Annotated in this window: 20 protein-coding genes; 11 read left to right on the top strand and 9 right to left on the bottom strand. The window is 67.5% G+C overall.

From position 1 onward, the window contains the following. The first annotated feature begins 2 nt into the window (after window positions 1–2). The 8 genes from pcnB to CFB35_RS34090 all read left to right on the top strand — a co-directional run bounded on the left by pcnB (window position 3) and on the right by CFB35_RS34090 (window position 5,289). Entirely contained in the window at window positions 3–1,544 is a 1,542-nt protein-coding gene (pcnB, locus tag CFB35_RS03450) for a polynucleotide adenylyltransferase PcnB (protein ID WP_089464560.1), read from the top strand. Window positions 1,545–1,579: 35 nt separating this feature from the next. Further along, on the top strand, window positions 1,580–2,122 hold the full coding sequence (gene folK / locus CFB35_RS03445) for a 2-amino-4-hydroxy-6-hydroxymethyldihydropteridine diphosphokinase (RefSeq protein WP_059574279.1): 543 nt from the start codon (window positions 1,580–1,582) through the stop codon (window positions 2,120–2,122). Then, window positions 2,119–2,805 carry a deoxynucleoside kinase gene (locus CFB35_RS03440; RefSeq protein ID WP_059642128.1) on the top strand — a complete coding sequence of 229 codons (687 nt, stop codon included), beginning with the start codon at window positions 2,119–2,121 and terminating at the stop codon, window positions 2,803–2,805. Before folK ends, CFB35_RS03440 begins: the two co-directional genes overlap by 4 nt. A 43-nt stretch (window positions 2,806–2,848) precedes the next feature. Further along, window positions 2,849–3,664 (top strand): 3-methyl-2-oxobutanoate hydroxymethyltransferase, encoded by an 816-nt coding sequence (gene panB, locus CFB35_RS03435; protein ID WP_059642131.1) that lies wholly within the window; start codon window positions 2,849–2,851, stop codon window positions 3,662–3,664. A 158-nt stretch (window positions 3,665–3,822) separates the two neighbouring features. Next, window positions 3,823–4,203, top strand: a complete 381-nt coding sequence (locus CFB35_RS03430) for a BPSL0067 family protein (RefSeq protein WP_059642133.1) — start codon at window positions 3,823–3,825, stop codon at window positions 4,201–4,203. Beyond that, entirely contained in the window at window positions 4,200–4,646 is a 447-nt protein-coding gene (locus tag CFB35_RS34100) for an STY0301 family protein (RefSeq protein WP_143328691.1), read from the top strand. Before CFB35_RS03430 ends, CFB35_RS34100 begins: the two co-directional genes overlap by 4 nt. A gap of 23 nt (window positions 4,647–4,669) precedes the next feature. Beyond that, entirely contained in the window at window positions 4,670–4,843 is a 174-nt protein-coding gene (locus tag CFB35_RS35655; RefSeq protein WP_323620624.1) for a BPSL0067 family protein, read from the top strand. Continuing rightward, window positions 4,768–5,289, top strand: coding sequence for an STY0301 family protein (locus CFB35_RS34090; RefSeq protein ID WP_323620627.1), 522 nt, complete (start codon window positions 4,768–4,770; stop codon window positions 5,287–5,289). Before CFB35_RS35655 ends, CFB35_RS34090 begins: the two co-directional genes overlap by 76 nt. Before the next feature lie 5 nt (window positions 5,290–5,294). On the opposite strand, the gene CFB35_RS03425 is transcribed toward CFB35_RS34090, so the two are convergent. From CFB35_RS03425 to grpE, 5 genes are all read right to left on the bottom strand, one after another. Further along, entirely contained in the window at window positions 5,295–7,277 is a 1,983-nt protein-coding gene (locus CFB35_RS03425) for a chorismate-binding protein (protein ID WP_089464559.1), read from the bottom strand. Between the two features lie 5 nt (window positions 7,278–7,282). After that, window positions 7,283–8,419 carry a molecular chaperone DnaJ gene (dnaJ, locus tag CFB35_RS03420; protein WP_006476837.1) on the bottom strand — a complete coding sequence of 379 codons (1,137 nt, stop codon included), beginning with the start codon at window positions 8,417–8,419 and terminating at the stop codon, window positions 7,283–7,285. A gap of 267 nt (window positions 8,420–8,686) precedes the next feature. Then, window positions 8,687–10,639: a molecular chaperone DnaK gene (gene dnaK / locus CFB35_RS03415; RefSeq protein WP_059574284.1), complete on the bottom strand. Its 1,953-nt coding sequence runs from the start codon at window positions 10,637–10,639 to the stop codon at window positions 8,687–8,689. Between the two features lie 148 nt (window positions 10,640–10,787). Next, window positions 10,788–11,228, bottom strand: coding sequence for a thioredoxin family protein (locus CFB35_RS03410; RefSeq protein ID WP_060011413.1), 441 nt, complete (start codon window positions 11,226–11,228; stop codon window positions 10,788–10,790). Window positions 11,229–11,238: 10 nt separating this feature from the next. Beyond that, window positions 11,239–11,784 (bottom strand): nucleotide exchange factor GrpE, encoded by a 546-nt coding sequence (grpE, locus tag CFB35_RS03405; RefSeq protein WP_059574286.1) that lies wholly within the window; start codon window positions 11,782–11,784, stop codon window positions 11,239–11,241. A 353-nt stretch (window positions 11,785–12,137) separates the two neighbouring features. On the opposite strand from grpE, the gene CFB35_RS34895 reads away from it, so the two are divergent. Next, window positions 12,138–12,299 carry a hypothetical protein gene (locus CFB35_RS34895; protein ID WP_006476841.1) on the top strand — a complete coding sequence of 54 codons (162 nt, stop codon included), beginning with the start codon at window positions 12,138–12,140 and terminating at the stop codon, window positions 12,297–12,299. On the opposite strand, the gene CFB35_RS03395 is transcribed toward CFB35_RS34895, so the two are convergent. The 3 genes from CFB35_RS03395 to hrcA all read right to left on the bottom strand — a co-directional run bounded on the left by CFB35_RS03395 (window position 12,271) and on the right by hrcA (window position 14,991). After that, entirely contained in the window at window positions 12,271–12,678 is a 408-nt protein-coding gene (locus tag CFB35_RS03395) for an RNA-binding S4 domain-containing protein (RefSeq protein ID WP_059574287.1), read from the bottom strand. The genes CFB35_RS34895 and CFB35_RS03395 overlap by 29 nt on opposite strands. Window positions 12,679–12,762: 84 nt before the next feature. Continuing rightward, window positions 12,763–13,827, bottom strand: a complete 1,065-nt coding sequence (gene hemH / locus CFB35_RS03390) for a ferrochelatase (RefSeq protein WP_059574288.1) — start codon at window positions 13,825–13,827, stop codon at window positions 12,763–12,765. A gap of 141 nt (window positions 13,828–13,968) precedes the next feature. After that, entirely contained in the window at window positions 13,969–14,991 is a 1,023-nt protein-coding gene (hrcA, locus tag CFB35_RS03385; RefSeq protein ID WP_059451324.1) for a heat-inducible transcriptional repressor HrcA, read from the bottom strand. A gap of 131 nt (window positions 14,992–15,122) precedes the next feature. Between hrcA and CFB35_RS03380 the strand changes: the two genes are divergently transcribed. Together CFB35_RS03380 and recN are read left to right on the top strand one after the other, a co-directional pair. Further along, a complete protein-coding gene (locus CFB35_RS03380) occupies window positions 15,123–16,025 on the top strand; it encodes an NAD kinase (RefSeq protein ID WP_006492558.1) in 903 nt (300 codons plus the stop codon). Window positions 16,026–16,044: 19 nt separating this feature from the next. Beyond that, window positions 16,045–17,694 (top strand): DNA repair protein RecN, encoded by a 1,650-nt coding sequence (gene recN, locus CFB35_RS03375; RefSeq protein WP_059574289.1) that lies wholly within the window; start codon window positions 16,045–16,047, stop codon window positions 17,692–17,694. A 129-nt stretch (window positions 17,695–17,823) separates the two neighbouring features. On the opposite strand, the gene glnE is transcribed toward recN, so the two are convergent. Further along, the gene (glnE, locus tag CFB35_RS03370) at window positions 17,824–20,628 is read right to left on the bottom strand and encodes a bifunctional [glutamate--ammonia ligase]-adenylyl-L-tyrosine phosphorylase/[glutamate--ammonia-ligase] adenylyltransferase (protein ID WP_089464558.1); all 2,805 of its coding nucleotides are present in this window, start codon (window positions 20,626–20,628) and stop codon (window positions 17,824–17,826) included. Between the last annotated feature and the right edge of the window lie 31 nt (window positions 20,629–20,659).

Below are 20,659 nucleotides of genomic sequence, written 5' to 3'. Positions count from 1 at the left end.
TCGTGATCAAAAAATTCATCCGCAAGCTGCTCGGCCAGGACGAAACCGAGCAAACGCCTCCCGCCGCGGCCCCGGCCGACGAAGCGGCCCCAGCCGCCCCGCGCGCCCCGAAGGGCGCCCGCGGCGGCGCGAAGAAACCGCGCAGCAACCATGAGCCGACCGTCGTGCCGGCCAGCGTGCACGGCATCAACCCGGCGCTGATCTCGAAGAACGCGGTGCGCGTGACCGACACGCTGCAGCAGGCGGGCTTTCGTGCATTCATCGTCGGCGGCGCGGTGCGCGACCTGCTGCTCGGCATCGCGCCGAAGGACTTCGACGTCGCGACCGACGCGACGCCGACCGAGGTGCAGCGCCTGTTCCGCCGCGCGCGCCTGATCGGCCGCCGCTTCCAGATCGTGCACGTGCAGTTCGGCCAGGAGCTGATCGAGGTGTCGACGTTCCGCGCGCTGGTCGACGCGCCGCCCGAGGCGGCCGCGGCTGCGGCCGAGCCGCCGAGGCGCCTGAAGCGCGACGAACTCGATCGCCGCACGCACGCGGTCGACGCGAGCGGCCGCGTACTGCGCGACAACGTGTGGGGCGAGCAGCACGAGGACGCCGCGCGCCGCGACTTCACGATCAACGCGATGTACTACGACCCGTCGACGCAGACGGTGCTCGACTACCACGACGGGATGGCCGACGTACGCGCCCGCCTGTTGCGGATGATCGGCGATCCGGCCACGCGCTTTCGCGAGGATCCGGTGCGGATGCTGCGCGTCGTGCGCTTCGCGGCGAAGCTCGATTTCGAGATCGAGCCGCATACGCGCGAGCCGATCCACGCGCTCGCCGACCTGATCAACAACGTGCCGGCCGCACGCCTGTTCGACGAAATGCTGAAGCTGCTGCTGTCGGGCCATGCGCTCGCGTGCCTGAAGAAGTTGCGCAAGGAAGGCCTGCATCACGGGCTGCTGCCGCTGCTCGACGTCGTGCTCGAACAGCCGCAGGGCGAGAAGTTCATCACGCTCGCGCTGAACAACACCGACGCGCGCGTGCGCGCCGGCAAGCCGGTGTCGCCGGGCTTCCTGTTCGCGACGCTGCTGTGGCACGACATGCGCCAGCGCTTCGAGCAATACACGGCCGACGGCGAAATCCCGGTGCCGGCGCTGCATCGCGCGATGGACGACGTGCTCGACATGCAGACCGAGAAACTCGCGATCCACAAGCGCTACTCGGCCGACATGCGCGAGATCTGGGGCCTGCAACTGCGCCTCGAGAAACGCTCGGGCCGCAGCGCGATGCGGCTGCTGGAACACCAAAGGTTTAGAGCGGGGTATGATTTCCTCCTGTTACGCTGCGAATCCGGCGAGCTCGATGCGGAAGTCGGACAGTGGTGGACGGATTTCATCGAAGGCGACGCGGCCGCTCGCGAGGCATTGCTCACGCAGGGCGGCTCGAAGGAAAAATCGCCCCGCAAGCGGCGCCGCCGCGGCGGTGCGCGAAACCGCAAGCCGGGTGAAGGTGCCGCCGAGCAGGCGCCGGATACCGCGGGCGGGTCCGACGACTGACGCGCCCGCCGGCGAACGACGTAGGAAGTGATGCCATGACGGTTGCATATATCGGACTGGGGGCGAATCTCGGCGATGCGCGCCAGACCTTGAAGGACGCGGTGGTGTGCCTCGCGCAGCAGCGCACCATCTCGATCCTCGGCAAATCGAGCCTGTATCGCACGGCGCCGTTCGAAGCGGGCGGCGACGACTACTACAACTGCGTCGTCAAGCTCGACACGACGCTGTCGGCCCGCGAGCTGCTCGCGCTTTGCCAGAAGATCGAACATCACTTCGGCCGCGAGCGTCCGTATCGCAATGCGCCGCGCACGCTCGACCTCGACATCCTGCTGTTCGGCGCCGATTCGATCGACGAACCCGACCTGATCGTCCCCCACCCGCGCCTTACCGACCGCGCGTTCGCGCTCGTGCCGCTCGTCGAGATCGAGCCGGCGCTCGACATCCCCGCGCGCGGCCGTGCCGACGCCTTTCTCGCCGCCGTCGCCGATCAGCGCGTCGAAAAGGTGCAGACCTGCCAGTGCCCGATGCAGAAGGCGCTCGCGGCCGACGCAGACGCCGACAAGACCCGCTGCCGATGAACTCGACTCCGCTGACCGTCACCGCGCCCGACCTGCGCGCCCCGCACCGCTATCTCGTGATCGAAGGCCCGATCGGCGTCGGCAAGACGACGCTTGCGCGCCTGCTCGGCGAGCGCTGGTCGATGCAGGCGCTGCTCGAGCGCCCGCAGGACAACCCGTTCCTCGAACGCTTCTACCGCGACACCGCGCGCTACGCGCTGCCCGTCCAGTTGTCGTTCGCGCTGCAGCGCGCGCAGCAGGCGCGCGAGCTGATCGGCGCGCTCGACACCGGCCGCCCGGTCATCGCCGATTTCATGCCGCAGAAGAACGACATCTTCGCGCGGCTGAACCTGCCGGAAGACGAATGGCAACTGTATCGCTCGGTCGCCACGCACGTCGACGTGCCGCAGGCGCCGTCGCCCGACCTCGTCGTCTATCTGCAAGCCAGCCCCGAAGTGCTGTTCTCGCGCATCCAGAAGCGCGGGCTGCCGATGGAGCTGCAGATCAGCGATGCGTACCTGCGCTCGCTCGTCGACGCGTACAACGAATTCTTCTACCACTACGACCGCACGCCGGTGCTGACGGTCGCAGCCGAGCACCTGAACCCGCTGGATTCCCCCGAAGACCTTGCCCTGCTGGTCGAGCGCATCGAGACGATGCGCGGCCGCAAGGAATTCTTCGTCAAGGGCGAGACGACGCGCTGACGCGTCATCGCCCGTCGTTCTTCCCCACCGACCCGGATTTCCCATGACCTATCTCCAGGAATCGAGCCGGCCTGCCGTGACCGTACCCAAGCTGCAGGCAATGCGCGACGCCGGCGAGAAGATCGCGATGCTGACCTGCTACGACGCGAGCTTTTCCGCGCTGCTGGATCGCGCCGGCACCGACGTGCTGCTGATCGGCGATTCGCTCGGCAACGTGCTGCAGGGCCACACGACCACGCTACCCGTGTCGCCCGACGACATCGCGTACCACACCGCCTGTGTCGCGCGGGCTCAACCGCGCGCGCTGGTCGTCGCCGATCTGCCGTTCGGCACGTACGGAACGCCGGCCGACGCGTTCGCGAACGCGGTCAAGCTGATGCGCGCGGGCGCGCAGATGGTGAAGCTCGAAGGCGGCGAATGGCTCGCCGATACGATCCGCTTCCTCGTCGAACGCTCGGTGCCCGTGTGCGCGCACCTCGGCCTCACGCCGCAATCGGTGCATGCGTTCGGCGGCTTCAAGGTCCAGGGCAAGACGGAAGCCGGCGCCGCGCAACTGCTGCGCGACGCGCGCGCGATCGAGGATGCCGGCGCGCAGCTCGTCGTGCTCGAAGCCGTGCCGACGCTCGTCGCGGCCGAAGTCACGCACATGCTGAAGATTCCGACGATCGGCATCGGCGCGGGCGTCGACTGCTCGGGGCAGGTGCTCGTGCTGCACGACATGCTCGGCGTGTTCCCCGGCAAGCGGCCGCGTTTCGTGAAGGATTTCATGCAGGGGCAGCCGAACATTCAGGCGGCCGTCGAAGCGTACGTGCGCGCCGTGAAGGACGGCACGTTCCCGGGCCCGGAGCATTCGTTCTGATTTCGGACGAGGTGGCGGCTCGATGCGAAGGCAAAGGCCGCCACCTGCTCGACGACACCCGTCGTTCGATTTGGCAGCACTGCATTTTCAAACACGTCCTATATCCGTAGGCCTTCGTTGCGGAGACCATTGCGCTTCCATCATTCCACGGAGGCGAAATGTCCCACGTATACGAACGCGCAGCCGAATTGGCCGGCGAACCACTACAAGGCGATGGTGAGTGCGTTGCGCTCGTGAAGGTCCATACCAAAGTGGGCGCGACCTCGGGCTGGCGACCGGAAAAGACGGTAAAGGGTGATTCGACCATTCGTCCGGGCACGGTCATCGCGACCTTCGAAAGCGAACAATATCGAAACAGGTCGTACGGCAACCATGCGGCGTTTTATCTGAGTCAGGATTCGAAAGGCATCTACGTCATCGAACAATGGCGCAGTCTGTCGAAAATCCGGAAACGGCACATCCGGTTCCAGGGCAAGGACAGAAACGGTCGCTATATCGATCCGAGCAACAACGCCGATGCGTTCTCGGTGGTGCGATGACGATGGCACTCGCCTGTTTTCCAGCCAATGCGGTGCTCGCCGCGTTGCTGACAGCTAGTTGCATCTCGTCGGCGTACGCCACTTCGGCGCCTGCTCAGTGTCCGGCCCGCCTGGCGGTTTCACAGACGGTCACAGGTCCCGCGCCCGACGGCTGGCGTCCCTACGACTCACAGAAGGCACATCCGCTGATCGGTGTGTCGTTTTGGTCCGGGCCGCCCGATCAACTCGCCATGCTCGCCCCATCGAGCGGCGTCAAACGGCGCGATATGCTCGTCAACACGTGGCCACTCGCGGCAGCCGAAACCGATTACTGGGTGAGTTGCGAGTATTTCGACACGGCCGCGATCATTGCCCGTCCGCTGGGCACGGCCGCGCGAACCTGCACGGTCCGCTACGACGCGAAGCGGACGCCGCCGAAGATGATCGACTGGCACTGCGGGTGAGGGTGCAGCGGAAGGTGAAGACAATGTCGACGCCCGCTCGAGAACATCTATCACGCGTCGTACACATCGCAATTCCATACGCGTCCCATATTCGCATGGCAATCAAGAGACGATGTATTCCATTCAAGGGCAAGGACAAAAATGGCCGTTACATCGATCCGAGCAACAATGCCGATGCATTTTCGGTGGTGAAATGATGACGTTCATCCGGCAAACGCCGTACCGGCTGCTCACCATTACCGCGTTCGCATTCAGTTCGCTCACCGTCTTACCCGTATCCGCCGCCATTGCAAATTGCCCCGCACGCATTGCCGTCACCCAGCAGCTCGACGGTCAACCACCCGATGGCTGGAAAAACTTCGACACGCAACGCACCTATCCGCTTGCCGGCGTCACCTTCTGGTCGGGGCCGCCGGGCCGGATAATGTCATTGCTGCCGAATCGCTCGCGCACCGAGCCCAAAAGCGATGTTTATACCTGGTCGCTGGCCGAAGCCCGTGAAGACTACTGGGTCTCGTGTGACTACGGCAATACGAGCGTCGTGATCGCACGGCCACTCGGCAAACATGCGCAAACTTGCGTTGCGCGCTATAAACGAGGGCACGCCATCGTACAAACCTGGCAATGTACGCCACGAAAGTAATCCGTTCAGGCCGATGCGCAGTCGCGAATCAGCCGCGCCGTCATCGGCCCGCGCAACGCATTGCAGATCATCAACGCGTCTGCGTTCAGCACATCGTCGAGCGTCAGCGCGCGCTCCGTTGCGTTTAGCGCCGGATCGTCCAGCAGCACGCCGCGCATCACGCCCGGCAGCACGCCGCTCGCGAGCGGCGGCGTCACCCATTGCCCGTCGAGCTTCACGAACAGGTTCGAGCGCCCGCCTTCCGTCACCTCGCCGCGCTCGTTGACGAACAGCATGTCGAATCCGCCGAGTGCTTCGGCCGCCTGCCACGCGCGGTCGTATTCGGCACGGCGCGTGGTCTTGTGCAGCAGCAGCGCGTCGCTCGCGCAGGTCGGCGCAAAGCCGTGCTCGGACGCGAGCATCAAGCTAACCGGCCCGGTGGGCAGCGCCTTCAGCGGTGCGGCCGTGATGTCGACCGCGCCGTCCTTCGCGAGCGCGAGCTTCATCCGGTATGGACTGTCACCGTCGAGCGCCGCGCAGCGTGCATCGATCTCGCGATGCAGCGTGTCGGCGTCGAAGCGGAAGCCGAACGCATCGGCACTGCGCTGCAGCCGCGCGAGATGGCGCTCCAGATGCCGGATGCCGCCCGCGCGCGTCGCGGCGGTCGTTTCGAACAACTGGAAGCCGGGGTCGGCATCGGTCAGGAATCGCGCTTTCAATTCGCACTCCGCATATTCGTCGGCCGCGACGCTGTCGAGCACGATGCCCGCGCCGACGCCCATCGTGCCGCGCCGCCGGCCGGCCGCGGCGATGCCCGTGCCGTCCGCGTCATTATCGACGCCAGCCGCATCGAGCGTCAGCGTCCGGATCGCGACCGACAGGCAGAAATCGCCGCAGGACGCCGCACGGCCCGGCGACGCACCGGCCCCGTCAACCTGTCGCGCGGCGCCGTGGCTGGCCGACGGAACGTCTTGCGCGGCGTCCTCCACGGCGCCGTCCCGCGGCGCATCGAGCCACCCGATCGCGCCCGTATAGAGCCCGCGCGGCGTCGACTCGATCGCGTCGATCAATTCCATCGTCTTGTACTTCGGCGCACCGGTGATCGACCCGCACGGAAACAGCGCGCGCAGCATCTGCGCGAACGTCGTGCCGTCGCGCCAGCCGGCTTCGACCGTCGACGTCATCTGCCACACCGACGCATACGGCTCGACGGAGAACAGCGCCGGCACCTTGACGCTGCCCGTGCGCGCGATCCGCGACACGTCGTTGCGCAGCAGGTCGACGATCATCACGTTTTCCGCGCGGTTCTTCGGATCGCTCGCGAGGAACGCGGCGGCCGCCGCATCGTCGCGCGGATCGGCCGAACGCGGCGCGGTGCCCTTCATCGGCCGCGCGCGCAGCACGTCGCCCTGCTTCTCGACGAACAGCTCGGGCGAGCACGATACGACCCACGCGCCGCCGGGCAGCGCGACCAGCGCGCCGTACCGCACGGGCTGGCGCGCGCGCAGCCGCCGGTACAGCGCGAGCGGCGTGCCGAACACGTCGAAATTCAGCCGGTACGTGTAGTTGACCTGATACGAATCGCCTGCGCGCAGCGCGTCCTGCACCGCGCCGATCGCCGCGTCGAACGCGTCGCGCGACACGCTCTTCGCGACGTGCGCGACACCGGCGATCGACGGCGGGCCGCCGCCATCCTGCTGTGCGAGCCACGCGTCGACTTCGTCGCGCGACAACCGCTCGCAGCGCGCATACAGCAAAAAGCGCAGCGGGGCATCGCCCGGCTGCGCCTTTTGCAGGTTGCGTCCGAATTCGTAATCGCCGACGACGACCGCATGCAGCCCGTCGCGCAGATCCCGCGCGAGCGCCGCATCGATGGCGTCGAGCTGCGCCGGGTCCGTGCACACGCGTTCGCGCACGAAGCCCGAATACAAACGACTCGACCGCGCGGACGCGGTCGAGTCGCAATCGTCCAAGAGCGCGAACGACGCGCTCTCGTTGCCTTCAGTCATGCCCGTTACTCGAAGAAGCTCTTCACCCGGTCGAACCAGCTCTTGCTCTGCGGGCTGTGACGCGCGCCGCCTTCGGCCAGCGACTTCTCGAACTGCTTGAGCAGGTCGCGCTGCTGGTCGGTCAGCTTCACGGGCGTCTCGACCTGCACGTGCACGTACAGATCGCCCGCGATGCTCGAACGCAGCCCCTTGATGCCCTTGCCGCGCAGGCGGAACGTCTTGCCCGACTGCGTGCCTTCCGGCACCGGGAACGACGCACGGCCGGCCAGCGTCGGCACCTCGATCTCGCCGCCGAGTGCGGCGGTCGTGAACGGAATCGGCATCTGGCAGTGGAGATCGTCGCCGTCGCGCTCGAACACCGAGTGCGGCTTGATGTGGATCTCGACGTAGAGGTCGCCCGGCGGCCCGCCGTTGATGCCCGGTTCGCCGTTGCCGGCCGAGCGGATCCGCATCCCGTCGTCGATCCCGGCCGGAATCTTCACTTCGAGCGTCTTGGTTTCCTTTACCTTGCCCGACCCGTGGCAATGCGCGCACGGCTCGGGGATGTAGGTGCCGGTGCCATGACACTTCGGGCAGGTCTGCTGGATGCTGAAGAAGCCCTGCGACATGCGCACCGTGCCCTGGCCGTGACAGGTCGGGCAGGTTTCCGGCTTCGTGCCGGGCTTCGCACCCGAGCCGTGGCAGACTTCGCACGACACCCAGCTCGGCACGCGGATCTGCGTGTCGTAGCCGTGCGCGGCCTGCTCGAGCGTGATTTCCATGCTGTAGCGCAGGTCGGCGCCGCGATACACCTGCGGGCCGCCGCGGCCGCCGCGCGCGGCGCCGCCCGCGGCCTGGCCGAAGATGTCGCCGAAGATGTCGCCGAACGCATCCGCGAAGCCGCCGAAGCCCTGCGCGCCCGCACCGCCCATGTTCGGATCGACGCCCGCGTGGCCGTACTGGTCGTACGCGGCCCGCTTCTGGCCATCCGACAGCATTTCATAGGCTTCCTTCGCCTCCTTGAAATGCTCTTCCGCATCCTTGCTGTCCGGATTGCGGTCAGGATGATACTTCATCGCAAGCTTGCGATATGCCTTCTTGATTTCGTCGTCGCTCGCATTCTTCGCGACGCCCAGAACCTCGTAGTAATCCCGTTTCGCCATATCGATTCACTGTGCCGCCACGCATCGCGCACGCGGCGGCTCCTTTCGCCCGCAGTAAAGTCTCTCGACTCGTCTGGCGCTGCACCGTCCGCGGACGGCTCGCGCAGCACCCGCCAAAAAACAAATGTGCCCGGAGGGCCGCAAGGCCCGCCAGGCGTGGAGTCGATCCGGCCATCCGGAAGGAAAGACAGACCGCTTTTCAGCCGCTGGTCAGTCGCGCCGCGCGCGTTTTCGCGCGCGCGGCATGCGGTGCCATTGCAACCTGGCTTAGTCCTTCTTCACTTCCTTGAACTCGGCGTCGACGACGTCGTCGGCAGCCTGTTGCGCACCGCCTGCGTGGGCCGCGCCTTCCGCCGCACCGGCCGCGCCGGCCGCACCTGCCTGCTGGGCCTGCATGTCGGCGTACATCTTCTCGCCGAGCTTCTGCGAGACCTTGCCGAGCTCCTCGACCTTCGCGTCGATCGCGGCCTTGTCGGCCGACGTGTCCTTCAGCACGTCCTCGAGCGACTTCAGCGCCGCTTCGATCGCTTCCTTCTCGCCCGCGTCCAGCTTGTCGCCGTACTCGGTCAGCGCCTTCTTCGTGCTGTGAACCAGCGCATCGCCCTGGTTGCGCGAATCGGCCAGCTCGCGCAGCTTGTGGTCTTCCGCTGCGTTCGCTTCCGCGTCCTTGATCATCTGATCGATTTCAGCCTCGGACAGGCCCGAGTTCGCCTTGATCGTGATCTTGTTTTCCTTGCCGGTCGCCTTGTCCTTCGCGCCGACGTGCAGGATGCCGTTCGCGTCGATGTCGAAGGTCACTTCGATCTGCGGCACGCCGCGCGGGGCCGGCGGAATGCCTTCGAGGTTGAACTCGCCGAGCAGCTTGTTGCCCGCCGCCATTTCGCGTTCGCCCTGGAACACCTTGATCGTCACGGCCGACTGGTTGTCGTCCGCCGTCGAATACACCTGGGCGTGCTTCGTCGGGATCGTCGTGTTCTTGTTGATCATCTTCGTCATCACGCCGCCGAGCGTCTCGATACCGAGCGACAGCGGGGTCACGTCGAGCAGCAGCACGTCCTTGCGGTCGCCCGACAGCACCTGGCCCTGGATCGCCGCGCCAACCGCGACGGCTTCGTCCGGGTTCACGTCACGGCGCGGGTCCTTGCCGAAGAACTCCTTCACCTTCTCCTGCACCTTCGGCATGCGGGTCTGGCCGCCGACCAGGATCACGTCGTCGATGTCCGACACCTTGACGCCTGCGTCCTTGATCGCGATGCGGCACGGTTCGATCGTGCGCTCGACGAGGTCTTCCACCAGCGCTTCCAGCTTCGCGCGGGTGATCTTCAGGTTCAAGTGCTTCGGGCCCGACGCGTCCGCCGTGATGTACGGCAGGTTGATTTCGGTCTGCTGGCTCGACGACAGCTCGATCTTCGCCTTTTCGGCGGCTTCCTTCAGGCGCTGCAGCGCGAGCACGTCCTTCGACAGGTCGACGCCCTGCTCCTTCTTGAACTCGCCGATGATGTAATCGATGATGCGCTGGTCGAAGTCTTCGCCGCCGAGGAACGTGTCGCCGTTGGTCGACAGCACTTCGAACTGCATTTCGCCGTCGACGTCCGCGATCTCGATGATCGACACGTCGAACGTGCCGCCGCCGAGGTCATACACGGCGATCTTGCGGTCGCCCTTCTCGGCCTTGTCGAGGCCGAACGCGAGCGCGGCCGCGGTCGGCTCGTTGATGATCCGCTTGACTTCGAGGCCCGCGATGCGGCCGGCGTCCTTGGTCGCCTGGCGCTGGCTGTCGTTGAAGTATGCCGGCACCGTGATCACGGCTTCCGTGACCGGCTCGCCGAGGTAGTCTTCGGCCGTCTTCTTCATCTTGCGCAGCACTTCGGCCGACACCTGCGGCGGCGCGAGCTTTTCGCCGTGCGCTTCGACCCATGCGTCGCCATTGTCGGCCTTGATGATCGCATACGGCATCAGGCCGATGTCCTTCTGGACTTCCTTCTCTTCGAAGCGGCGGCCGATCAGGCGCTTCACCGCGAACAGCGTGTTCTTCGGGTTGGTCACCGACTGGCGCTTGGCCGGCGCGCCGACGAGCACTTCGTTGTCGTCCATGTACGCGATGATCGACGGCGTGGTGCGAGCGCCTTCCGAGTTCTCGATGACCTTGACCTGGTTGCCTTCCATGATGGCGACGCACGAGTTCGTGGTGCCGAGGTCAATACCGATGATCTTTCCCATTTTTTCCTAATCTCCAGAAATGCTTGTTTGCTGCGCGAAACGCCGCGTTTTTGGGCGGTTTCGCACGCCAGAATTCAACTCTGTTCCCGAAATGCGTCCGCCCGATCCGTTTTCAAGACCCGACGAGCGATGCGGATATTAAATTTTTTCAATCGCCGCCGGCCAGCGGATCGTGTGGGCCGGTGCCCTCGCGGGACGGGGCACCGGCCGCCGCGCCGATCTTCGCGCGTGCCGCCGCAACCGCTGCCTGGAACTGCGCGAGACCATGCCAGCCCGTCGCGCGGCCCAACCGCTTGCCGCGGTGGAAGAAGAACCACGTCGGCACGCCGTGCAGCCCGAAGCGGCGCCCCAGCTGATGGTGCTCGTACACGTTGCAATGGAACCACTTCAGGCCCAGCGCGCGGATCGCGTCGGGCTGGGCGAGCATCGCCTTCTTCGCGATTTCGCAGTTGAAGCAGTCGACACCCCAGAAGAACACCACGGCCAGCGCATCGCCCGCGCCGTCGACGGCCGCGTCGAACGTGCCGGCGTCGAGCGCCTGCATGTCGAACGCGTCGAACGCGGCCGGATCGACGCCGGCGGGCACCATGTCGGCCGCCTTACTTCGGCTGCGCGACGGTGACGAGCGCGGGGCGCAGCACGCGGTCGGCGATCATGTAGCCCTTTTGCAGCACCGTGACGACGGTGTTCGGCTCCTGCTCGGCCGGCACCATCGAAATGGCCTGGTGCTGGTGCGGATCGAACTTCTCGCCGACCGGATTGATCGCGACGACGCGGCCCTTCTCGAGCGCGCTCGTCAACTGGCGCAGCGTGAGCTCGACGCCCTCGCGCACCTTCGCGATGTCGCCGGAGGTATCGTTGACGGCCGCTTCCAGGCTGTCCAGCACGGGCAGCAGGTGCTCCGCGAAGCTCTCGATCGCGAACTTGTGCGCCTTCGACACGTCGTCCTGCGCGCGGCGGCGCACGTTCTCGGTTTCGGCCTTCGCCCGCAGGAAGCTTTCCTGGAGCTCGGCGACCTTGGCTTGAGCCTCCGCGAGCGCCGCGTCGGCGGCTTCGGCGGCGGGTGCGGCGCCTTGCTCCGCCTGCTTCTCGCTGCCGATGTCTTCGGCCGATTGGGTAGCCGGGTTCTCTTGCGTGTTTTCCATGTCGCTGAAAGTCGATTAGAGGTTGAAGCCAAATCGGCAACCGCCGGACGTATACCCGGCGGCACCGCACATTACTGGTGCAAATAAGGGCGAAAACTGCGGTTTCAAGAGGGTTATTCGCCGGCATTCTCCAATGCCGCGAAACAACCGCGCGTCTGCCGGGGCAGGCGCCGCATCGTCCGCCGCCTCGGGCGAAACGGCCTGTAACAACGCTTACCCGGCAAGTACTAGCTGCACACAGGCCGGCTGCACTACACTCCACTCAAGCGTCGGAAAAGCGTGTTTACCCTAGCTGACCGCCGCGTGACCTTCCACCTGGCGCCGTTTTCACCCTTGTTCTCGAGGGGAGTACCGTGAAACTGACCTTTGCGATATCGGTGGTCGCGCTGGTACTCATTGCCGGCACCACCACCATCTGCCTGTCGGGGGCCGTCACCGACCGCACGACCGAATACGGAAGCGCGCGGGCGACGTTCGACCAGATGTTCAGCTCCCACCAGAAAATCTGTCGATGATGCGCCGGTCGCGCTTCGTCGGCCGGCCGTGCAATTCGGCCGCCGGCTCGCGATACGTCCGGCGCCGCTCCAGTTCGGCGAGCCGCGCGGCTCGCCCCGCAGCCGTTTCCTCGTAGAGCGTCTGCGCGACGCTCGCGGGCCCGCGCACGTCGCACACGCCCAGCACGGCAATGTGCCAGACGATGCCGTCGATCGCAATCTCGACCTCGTCGCCCACCCGCACGTCCTTCGCCGGCTTGACCGCCGCGCCGCCGATCTTCACGTGCCCCTTGTCGACCGCATCGGTCGCGAGCGAGCGCGTCTTGAAGAATCGGGCTGCCCACAGCCATTTGTCGATGCGCAGCTTCGCGCCCGGCTCCGTGGAAATCCTGTAGTTCATGCAAGCCTCCGCCGGGCCGCCGTGTGATGGCTGACCGCCGCCCCGGGGAACGGCGAACAACGCGCGCGTGGGAATCGTTTCATCTCAATTGACCGGTTCGGGCTGCGCGGCCTTGACGGGCCAGCCCTGCAGATTTTCCGCGACGATCTCGCCGAGCGCGCCGATCCATGCGGAGGCACCGTTCAGGCACGGAATGCGGTGAAAGGTCTTGCCGCCGCCGGCGAGAAACTCGTCGCGCACTTCCATGCCGATTTCCTCGATCGTCTCGAGGCAATCGGCCGTGAAGCCGGGGCAGAACACGTCGGCCCGCCGCACGCCGGCCTCGCCGAATTCGCGCAGGGTCGGCGCGGTATACGGCTGGAGCCATTCGGCCTTGCCGAAGCGCGACTGGAACGTGACGCGGCATTCGGTGGCCGACAGCCCGAGCGCGGCCATCAGCAACGCACCCGTCTGCTGGCACTGGTCGTGATAGGGATCGCCGAGGTCGAGCGTGCGCTTCGGCACGCCGTGGAAACTCAGCACCAGCTTGTCGCCGGCCGCGAAATCGGGCCGGCCGTGCTGCGCCCAGTACTGGCGCACCTGCTCGGCCAGCGCGTGGATATAGGCCGGATGGTCGGCGTAGTGCCGCACCGTGCGCACTTCCGGCTGATTGCGCATGCGCGCGAGCGCGCCGAACGCGGCATCGAACGCGGTGGCGGTGGTCGACGCCGAGTATTGCGGATACATCGGCATCAGCAGCACGCGCTCGACGCCCGCCCGCTTGAACTGCGCGAGCGCGTGCGCAATGTTCGGACTGCCGTAGCGCATCGCGTAGTCGACCATCACGTGATAGCCGTTCGACGCGAGCAGGTGCCGCACGCTGTCGGTCTGGCGCTCGGTGTAGACACGCAGCGGCGAGCCCTCGGGCATCCAGACGGCCGCGTATTTCTTCGCGGACGCGCGGCCGCGCAGCGGCAGGATCAGCGTGCGCAGCAGCACCTGCCAGACGGCCTGCGGAATTTCGACGACCCGCGGATCCGACAGGAATTCGGCCAGGTAGCGCCGCACCGCGCGCGGGGTGGGCGCGTCGGGCGTGCCGAGATTGATCAGCAGCACACCGATGCGATGGGCAGCCGCGACACTCGATGGCGGCTCAAGATCGAAACGCATGGGCAGGAACGTGCTCGGGGCACGCAGTCGGACGGCCCTCAATTATAGCGGGCCGCAGCGCTCGGGTCGGCTGGCCGTTCGGCCGACTGGCGGCGCGCGCGACGCCGCGGCACGATGGCGGGACGGCGTCGGGGGCGGCTGCTACTGCTGGCTCAGCGTGAGCGACAGCAGGCGCGCGGTGATGTCGACGATCGGTATCACGCGGTTGTACGCCATGCGGGTCGGGCCGATCACGCCGAGCGTGCCGACGATCTTGCCGTTCACCTCGTAAGGCGCGGTCACGACGCTCATTTCCTCGATCGGCACGAGCGTCGATTCGCCGCCGATGAAGATCTGCACGCCCTGGGCGTGGCTCGACACGTCGAGCAGTTGCAGGAGGCCCGTCTTTTGGTCGAATACGTCGAACAGCTTGCGCAGCCGCGCCATGTCGGACGACAGGTCCGCCACCTCGAGCAGGTTGCGCTCGCCGGAAATCAGCACGGTGTCCTCGGTGTCGGGCACCTCGGTGCTGGCCGTCACGGCCGCGTGCATCAGCGTCGTCATGTCGCCGCGCAACTGGTCGATCTCGTCGCGCAGGCGGCGACGCACCTCGTCGAACGACAGGCCGGCGAAATGCGCGTTGATGTAGTTGGACGCCTCGGTCAGCTGCGACGGCGAATAGTCGCGCGGCGTCGCGAGCATGCGGTTCTGCACGTCGCCCTCGGGCGTGACGATGATCAGCAGGATGCGCTTGTCGGACAGGCGCATGAATTCGATCTGCTTGAACACGTGGCTGCGACGCGGCGTCAGCACGACGCCCGCGAACTGCGACAGGTTCGACAGCACGCTCGCGGCGGCCGCCACCACCCGCTGCTGCGGCTCGCCGGCCTGCAGCGTGTTCTGCACCTGACGTGCGACGGCCTCCGCGTCGATCGGCGCCTCGACCGTCAGCATCGTGTCGACGAACAGCCGGTAGCCGCGCGGCGTCGGCACGCGGCCGGCCGACGTGTGCGGGCTCGACACGAGGCCGAGCTCCTCCAGGTCGGACATCACGTTGCGGATCGTCGCCGGGCTCAGCTCGAGCCCGGAGTAACGGGACAACGTGCGCGATCCGACTGGCTGACCGTCGGCGATATACCGTTCGATCAGGGTTTTCAGGAGGGTTCGTGCGCGAGGATCTAGCATGGTGGAAAATTTTAGCGCAACCGCGCAAGCACGGCGAGTGGCGTCGGCCACCATTGCGCGGGCCGGCCCGATCCGGCCCCGTCGGCGCACGGGCGGTTCTTTTCGTCAACGAGCTATGGTGTAATGCCGGCATGAAAACCGGTAATCAGTTCAACACTGTCGCGCTCGTCGGCCGGAGCAACACGCCCGGCATCGCCGAGCCGCTCGCCACGCTGGCGGACAGCATTGCCACGCTCGGCTTCGAGGTCGTGTTCGAAGGCGATACCGCGCGGGAAATCGGCATCGCCGGCTACCCGGCGCTCACTCCGGCCGAAATCGGGGCACGAGCGGACGTGGCAATCGTGCTCGGCGGCGACGGCACGATGCTCGGCATCGGCCGCCAGCTTGCGCCGTACCGGACACCGCTGATCGGGATCAACCACGGGCGGCTCGGCTTCATCACCGACATCGCGGCCTCCGACATGCAGGCGCTCGTGCCCGTGATGCTGGCCGGCAAGTTCGAGCGCGAGGAGCGCTCGCTGCTCGAGGCGCGGATCGTACGCGACGGCGAACCGATCTACCACGCGCTCGCGTTCAACGACGTCGTCGTGAACCGCAGCGGCTTCTCCGGGATGGTCGAGCTGCGTGCGTCGGTCGACGGCCGCTACATGTACAACCAGCGCTCGGACGGCCTGATCGTCGCGACGCCCACCGGCTCGACCGCGTATGCGCTGTCGTCGGCCGGCCCGATCCTCCATCCGCAGCTGGCGGGCATCGTGCTCGTGCCGATCGCGCCGCACGCGCTGTCGAACCGGCCGATCGTGCTGCCCGACGATTCGAAGATCGCGATCCAGATCGTCGGCGGCCGCGACGTCAACGTGAACTTCGACATGCAGTCGTTCACGTCGCTCGAGCTGAACGACACGATCGAGGTGCGCCGCTCGAAGCACACGGTGCCGTTCCTGCACCCGATCGGCTACAGCTACTACACGACGCTGCGCAAGAAGCTGCACTGGAACGAACACGCATCGAACGAAGACGACAAGGCGTCCTGACGCCGCTCCGCCCGACACCATGCTCCGCCACCTCTCGATCCGCGACTTCGTCATCGTCGCCGCGCTCGATCTCGAATTCGACAGCGGCTTTTCCGTCTTTTCAGGCGAAACCGGCGCCGGCAAGTCGATCCTGATCGACGCCCTCGCCCTCGCGCTCGGCGAACGCGCCGACGCGAGCGTCGTGCGCACCGGCTGCGGCCGCGCCGACATCACGGCCGAGTTCACGCCGCACGACCGTGTCGCGCGCTGGCTCGACGACCACGCGTTCGACGCCGAGGACACCGTGATGCTGCGCCGCGTGATCGACGCGAACGGCCGGTCGCGTGCGTTCATCAACGGCACCAGCGCGACGCTCGCCCAACTGCGCGAACTCGGCGAGATGCTCGTCGACATCCACGGCCAGCACGCGCACCAGTTGCTGATGCGGCCCGACGCGCAGCGCGAGCTGTTCGACACGCACGCGGGGCTCGTCGCCGATGCCGCGAACGTCGCGCGCGCGTGGCGCGTGTGGCGCGACGCGACGCAGGCGATCGACGCCGCGAAGGCGCACGAGCGCGAATTGCAGCTCGAGCGCGAAAAGCTCGCGTGGCAGCTCGCCGAACTCGACAAGCTCGCGCCGCAAGCCGGCGAATGGGACGAAGTCAGCAACGAACACAAGCGCCTGTCGCATTCGGCGAACCTGATCGAAGGCGTGCGCGGCGCGCTCAACGCGCTGTCCGAGTCCGACGACGCGATGCTCGCGCAGCTCGGCGCGATCGTGTCGAAGCTGCGCAGCCTGGCCGACTACGACACCGCGCTCGGCGATGCGCTGGCATCGCTGGAGCCGGCCGAGATCCAGTTGCAGGAAGCCGTGTATTCGCTGTCGCACTATGCCCAGCGCGTCGATCTCGACCCGGAGCGGCTCGCGCAGGTCGAAACGCGGCTCGACGCGCTGCACTCGACCGCCCGCAAGTTCCGGCTGCCGCCCGACACGCTGCACGAGGAGCATGCGGCGCGCCGCGCGCAACTCGCCGCGCTCGACGCCGCCGCCGATCTCGGCGCGCTCGAAGCCGCGCAGGCCAAGGCGCGGGAAGCCTATCTCGCCGATGCGAAACGCCTGTCGAAGGCGCGCGCGCAGGCCGCGAAGGCGCTCGGCACGGCCGTCACGGCCGGCATGCAGGAACTGTCGATGGCAGGCGGCAGCTTCGAAGTCGCGCTCGTGCCGCTCGCCGACGGCGGCCCGCACGGGCTGGAACAGGTCGAATTCCGCGTGGCCGGGCACCCGGGCGTGCCGCTGCGGCCGCTCGCGAAGGTCGCGTCGGGCGGCGAGCTCGCACGGATCAGCCTCGCGCTCGCGGTCATCGCCAGCGCCGCGAGCCCGACGCCGACGCTGATCTTCGACGAAGTCGATACGGGAATCGGCGGCGGCGTCGCCGAAGTGGTCGGCCGCCTGCTGCACCAGCTCGGGCGCGACCGCCAGGTGCTGTGCGTGACCCACCTGCCGCAGGTCGCCGCGCGCGGCGACCATCATTTCCAGGTGGCGAAGGGCGCCGACGAGCGCGGTGGCACGGTATCGACCGTTGTCGCGCTCGACCGCGCCAGCCGGATCGAGGAAGTCGCGCGGATGCTCGGCGGGCTCGAAATCACCGCGACCACACGCAAGCACGCGAAGGAAATGCTGGCGGCCTGACGCCGGCTCCACGTTGGTCCGGATGCGGAAAGACCGGCGCATGCGCCGGTCTTTTTTGTTACGGCAGGCCAGCCGCTCGATCGCGGCCGGCCCGCGCCGCCGATCGTACGCCCGATTCGAACGGGCGACTCAAACGCCCGTTTCGACCGCCCCGAACACGCGCGCCCACAGCGCCGTCACGGCCGCCCGCTCGTCGGCCACGAGGGCCGGATCGACGCGCGCCTTCTCCATCCCGTCGAGCCGCAGCTTGTGCTGCAGCTTGCGGTACTTGCGATACGCCGCGCCGACGCGCTCGGCCTCGTCCGCGCCCATCAGCCCGAAGCGCGCGACCTCGCGCAGCAGCGCGATATTGCCGGTATTGCGGATCAGCTCGGCGTCGCTCGACGCGTGCAGCAGCACCCAGTACTGGACGATGAACTCGATGTCGACCATCCCGCCGCGATCGTGCTTCAGGTCGAACAGCCCGGTCTGGTTCGGGTGGCCGGCAAACACCTTCCCGCGCATGTCGACGATCTCCTTCGCGAGGATCGCCCCGTCGCGCGGCGTCGTCAGCACCTGCTGGCGGATCGCCTCGAAAGCCGCGCCGATCCGCGCGTCGCCCGCGCTGTAGCGGGCGCGCGTCAGCGCCTGGTGCTCCCACACCCACGCGGTGTTCGCGGCGTCGCCCTCGCGCAGTTGATAGCGGCGGAATGCGTCGAGATCGGTGACGAGCAACCCGGCCTCGCCGTTCGGCCGCAGCCGCAGGTCGATGTCGAACAGCGCGCCCGCGCCGGTCGCCGTCGTGAGCCACGTGATCAGGCGCCGCGTGAAGGTCGTGTAGACGTCCGCCGAACGCTCGTCCGGATCGTCGTACAGGAAGATCAGGTCGAGATCGGACGCATAGCCGAGCTCCTTGCCGCCCAGCTTGCCGTACGCGATCACCGCGAACATCGGCACGTCGCGATGGCGCTTCGCGAGCTGCGACCAGACGACTTCGATCGTCACGTCGAGCACCGCGTCGGCCAGCTCGGACAGCCGGTCGCTCACGTGCTCGACCGACAGTTGCCCGGCCAGGTCGATCAGCAGGATCCGGAACACCTCCGCGTGCTGCGCATGGCGCAGCAGGTCCATCTGCTGCTCGGGGCCGTCGGCCGCGGCGAGCCGCGCGCGCAGCGCCTCCTTGAACGCGGGCCAGTCGAACGGGCTCGCGATCGCCTCGTCGTCGAGCAGCTCGTCGAGCAGCTGCGGGTGGCGGATCAGGTAGCCGCCGCCCCAGCGCGTCGCGCCGAGCACCGACAGCACGCGGTCGAGCGCGGCCGGGTATTCGGTCAGCAGCGCGAGATAGACGCCGCGCCGGCTGACCGTCTCCAGCAGGTCGAACAGGCGCACGATCGTCTCGTCGCGGCGCGCGGCGTCGATCGTCGGCGCGGCGTCGAGCGCGCGCTGCGCGACGCTGTCGAAGCGCTGCCGGCTCTTTTCCGGCAGCCCGGTATAGCGCGACGATTGCCAGATCGCGCGCAGCCGCGCGAGCACGGCGGCCGGATCGGCGAAGCCCAGGCCGTCGAGGCGCGCGACCAGCGCGTCGTCCTCGCCGTCGTCGGCCAGCGCGCCGCTCCAGATCCACGCGGCGGCCGTGTCGTCGCCGGCCGTGCAAGGGCCGCCGCCCTTCACCTTGTCCGCGAAGATCTGGTCGAACTGCGCCTCGACGAAGTTCCGGTGCTCGTCCAGCACCGTCATCAGCGCCGCGTAGTCGGCAAACCCGAGCGACGCGGCCAGCGCCGCGCGCTCGTCGGGCTCGACCGGCATCGCGTGCGTCTGCGCGTCGTTGCGGTATTGCAGCCGGTGCTCGAGCGTGCGCAGGAAACGGTAGGCGTCGGTCAGGCGCGCGCATACGTCGTCGCCGATCAGCCCGCGCGCCTGCGCATGCCGCAGCACCGCGAGCGTCGGCCGCACGCGGAACTCCGCATCCTGGCCGCCGCGGATCAACTGGAACACCTGCGCGCTGAACTCGATCTCGCGGATCCCGCCGCGCCCGAGCTTGATGTCGTCGGCCTTGTCGGGCCGCATCGACGCCCGCCGCGCGGCTTCGTGCCGGATCTGCTGGTGCAGCGAACGGATCGCGCCGATCACGCCGAAATCGAGATAGCGACGGTACACGAACGGCTTGACGATCGACTCGAGCTGCGCCGCGAGCCGCCGCGCCGCGTCGCTGTCGCCTTCCGACACGAGCCGCCCCTTGATCCACGCATAGCGCTCCCACTCGCGCCCCTGCACGTAGAAATATTCCTCGAGCATGCCGATGCTGCAGACGAGCGGCCCCGAATCGCCGTTCGGGCGCAGCCGCATGTCGACGCGAAACACGTAGCCGTCGGCCGTGACCTCGGACAGCACGCCGATCAGGCGCCGGCCGAGCCGCGTGAAGTATTCCTGCGTGGACAGCGGCGAACGCGTACCGCCCGTCGTCTCGCCGTCGTCCTCGTAGACGAAGATCAGGTCGATGTCCGACGACACGTTCAGCTCGCGGCCGCCGAGCTTGCCCATCCCGACCACGCCGAGCACGACGCGCTGGCCGTCGGCGCCGCGCGGCTCGCCGTACAGCGCCTCGAGTTCGGCCGACAGCAGCGCGAGCGAACGCTGCACGGCCACTTCGGCGAGATCGGTCATCGCGCCCGTCACTTCGGCGACGTCCGCCAGCCCGCGCAGGTCGCGCTCCGCGACCGCGCCGAACGCCTCGGCCCGCAGTTGCCGCAGCGCGCGCTTCAGTTGCTCCTCGTCCGGCGCGGACGTGCCGGCCGGCGTCGCGAGCAGCTCGGTGAGGCGCGCGTCGAGCCGCGCGCGGCCCAGCGGCGCGGCCGCCCACGCGGCGATCTGCGCGGCCAGCGCGGGCCGGGCGGCCGCCGCGCGGGCAAGGTATCGGGAATAGGACGTGCTGAGCAGGGCGGAAGCGTCGGTCATCGAGAAGCGGGCCTGGCGGAAAGACCGGCGG

The sequence above is a fragment of the Burkholderia sp. AU16482 genome (assembly GCF_002223285.1).
In the GTDB taxonomy this organism is placed as follows: Bacteria; Pseudomonadota; Gammaproteobacteria; order Burkholderiales; family Burkholderiaceae; genus Burkholderia; species Burkholderia semiarida.
The sequence above is the reverse complement of the archived record's forward strand: the minus strand, read 5'-3'. Positions and strand labels throughout refer to the sequence as shown.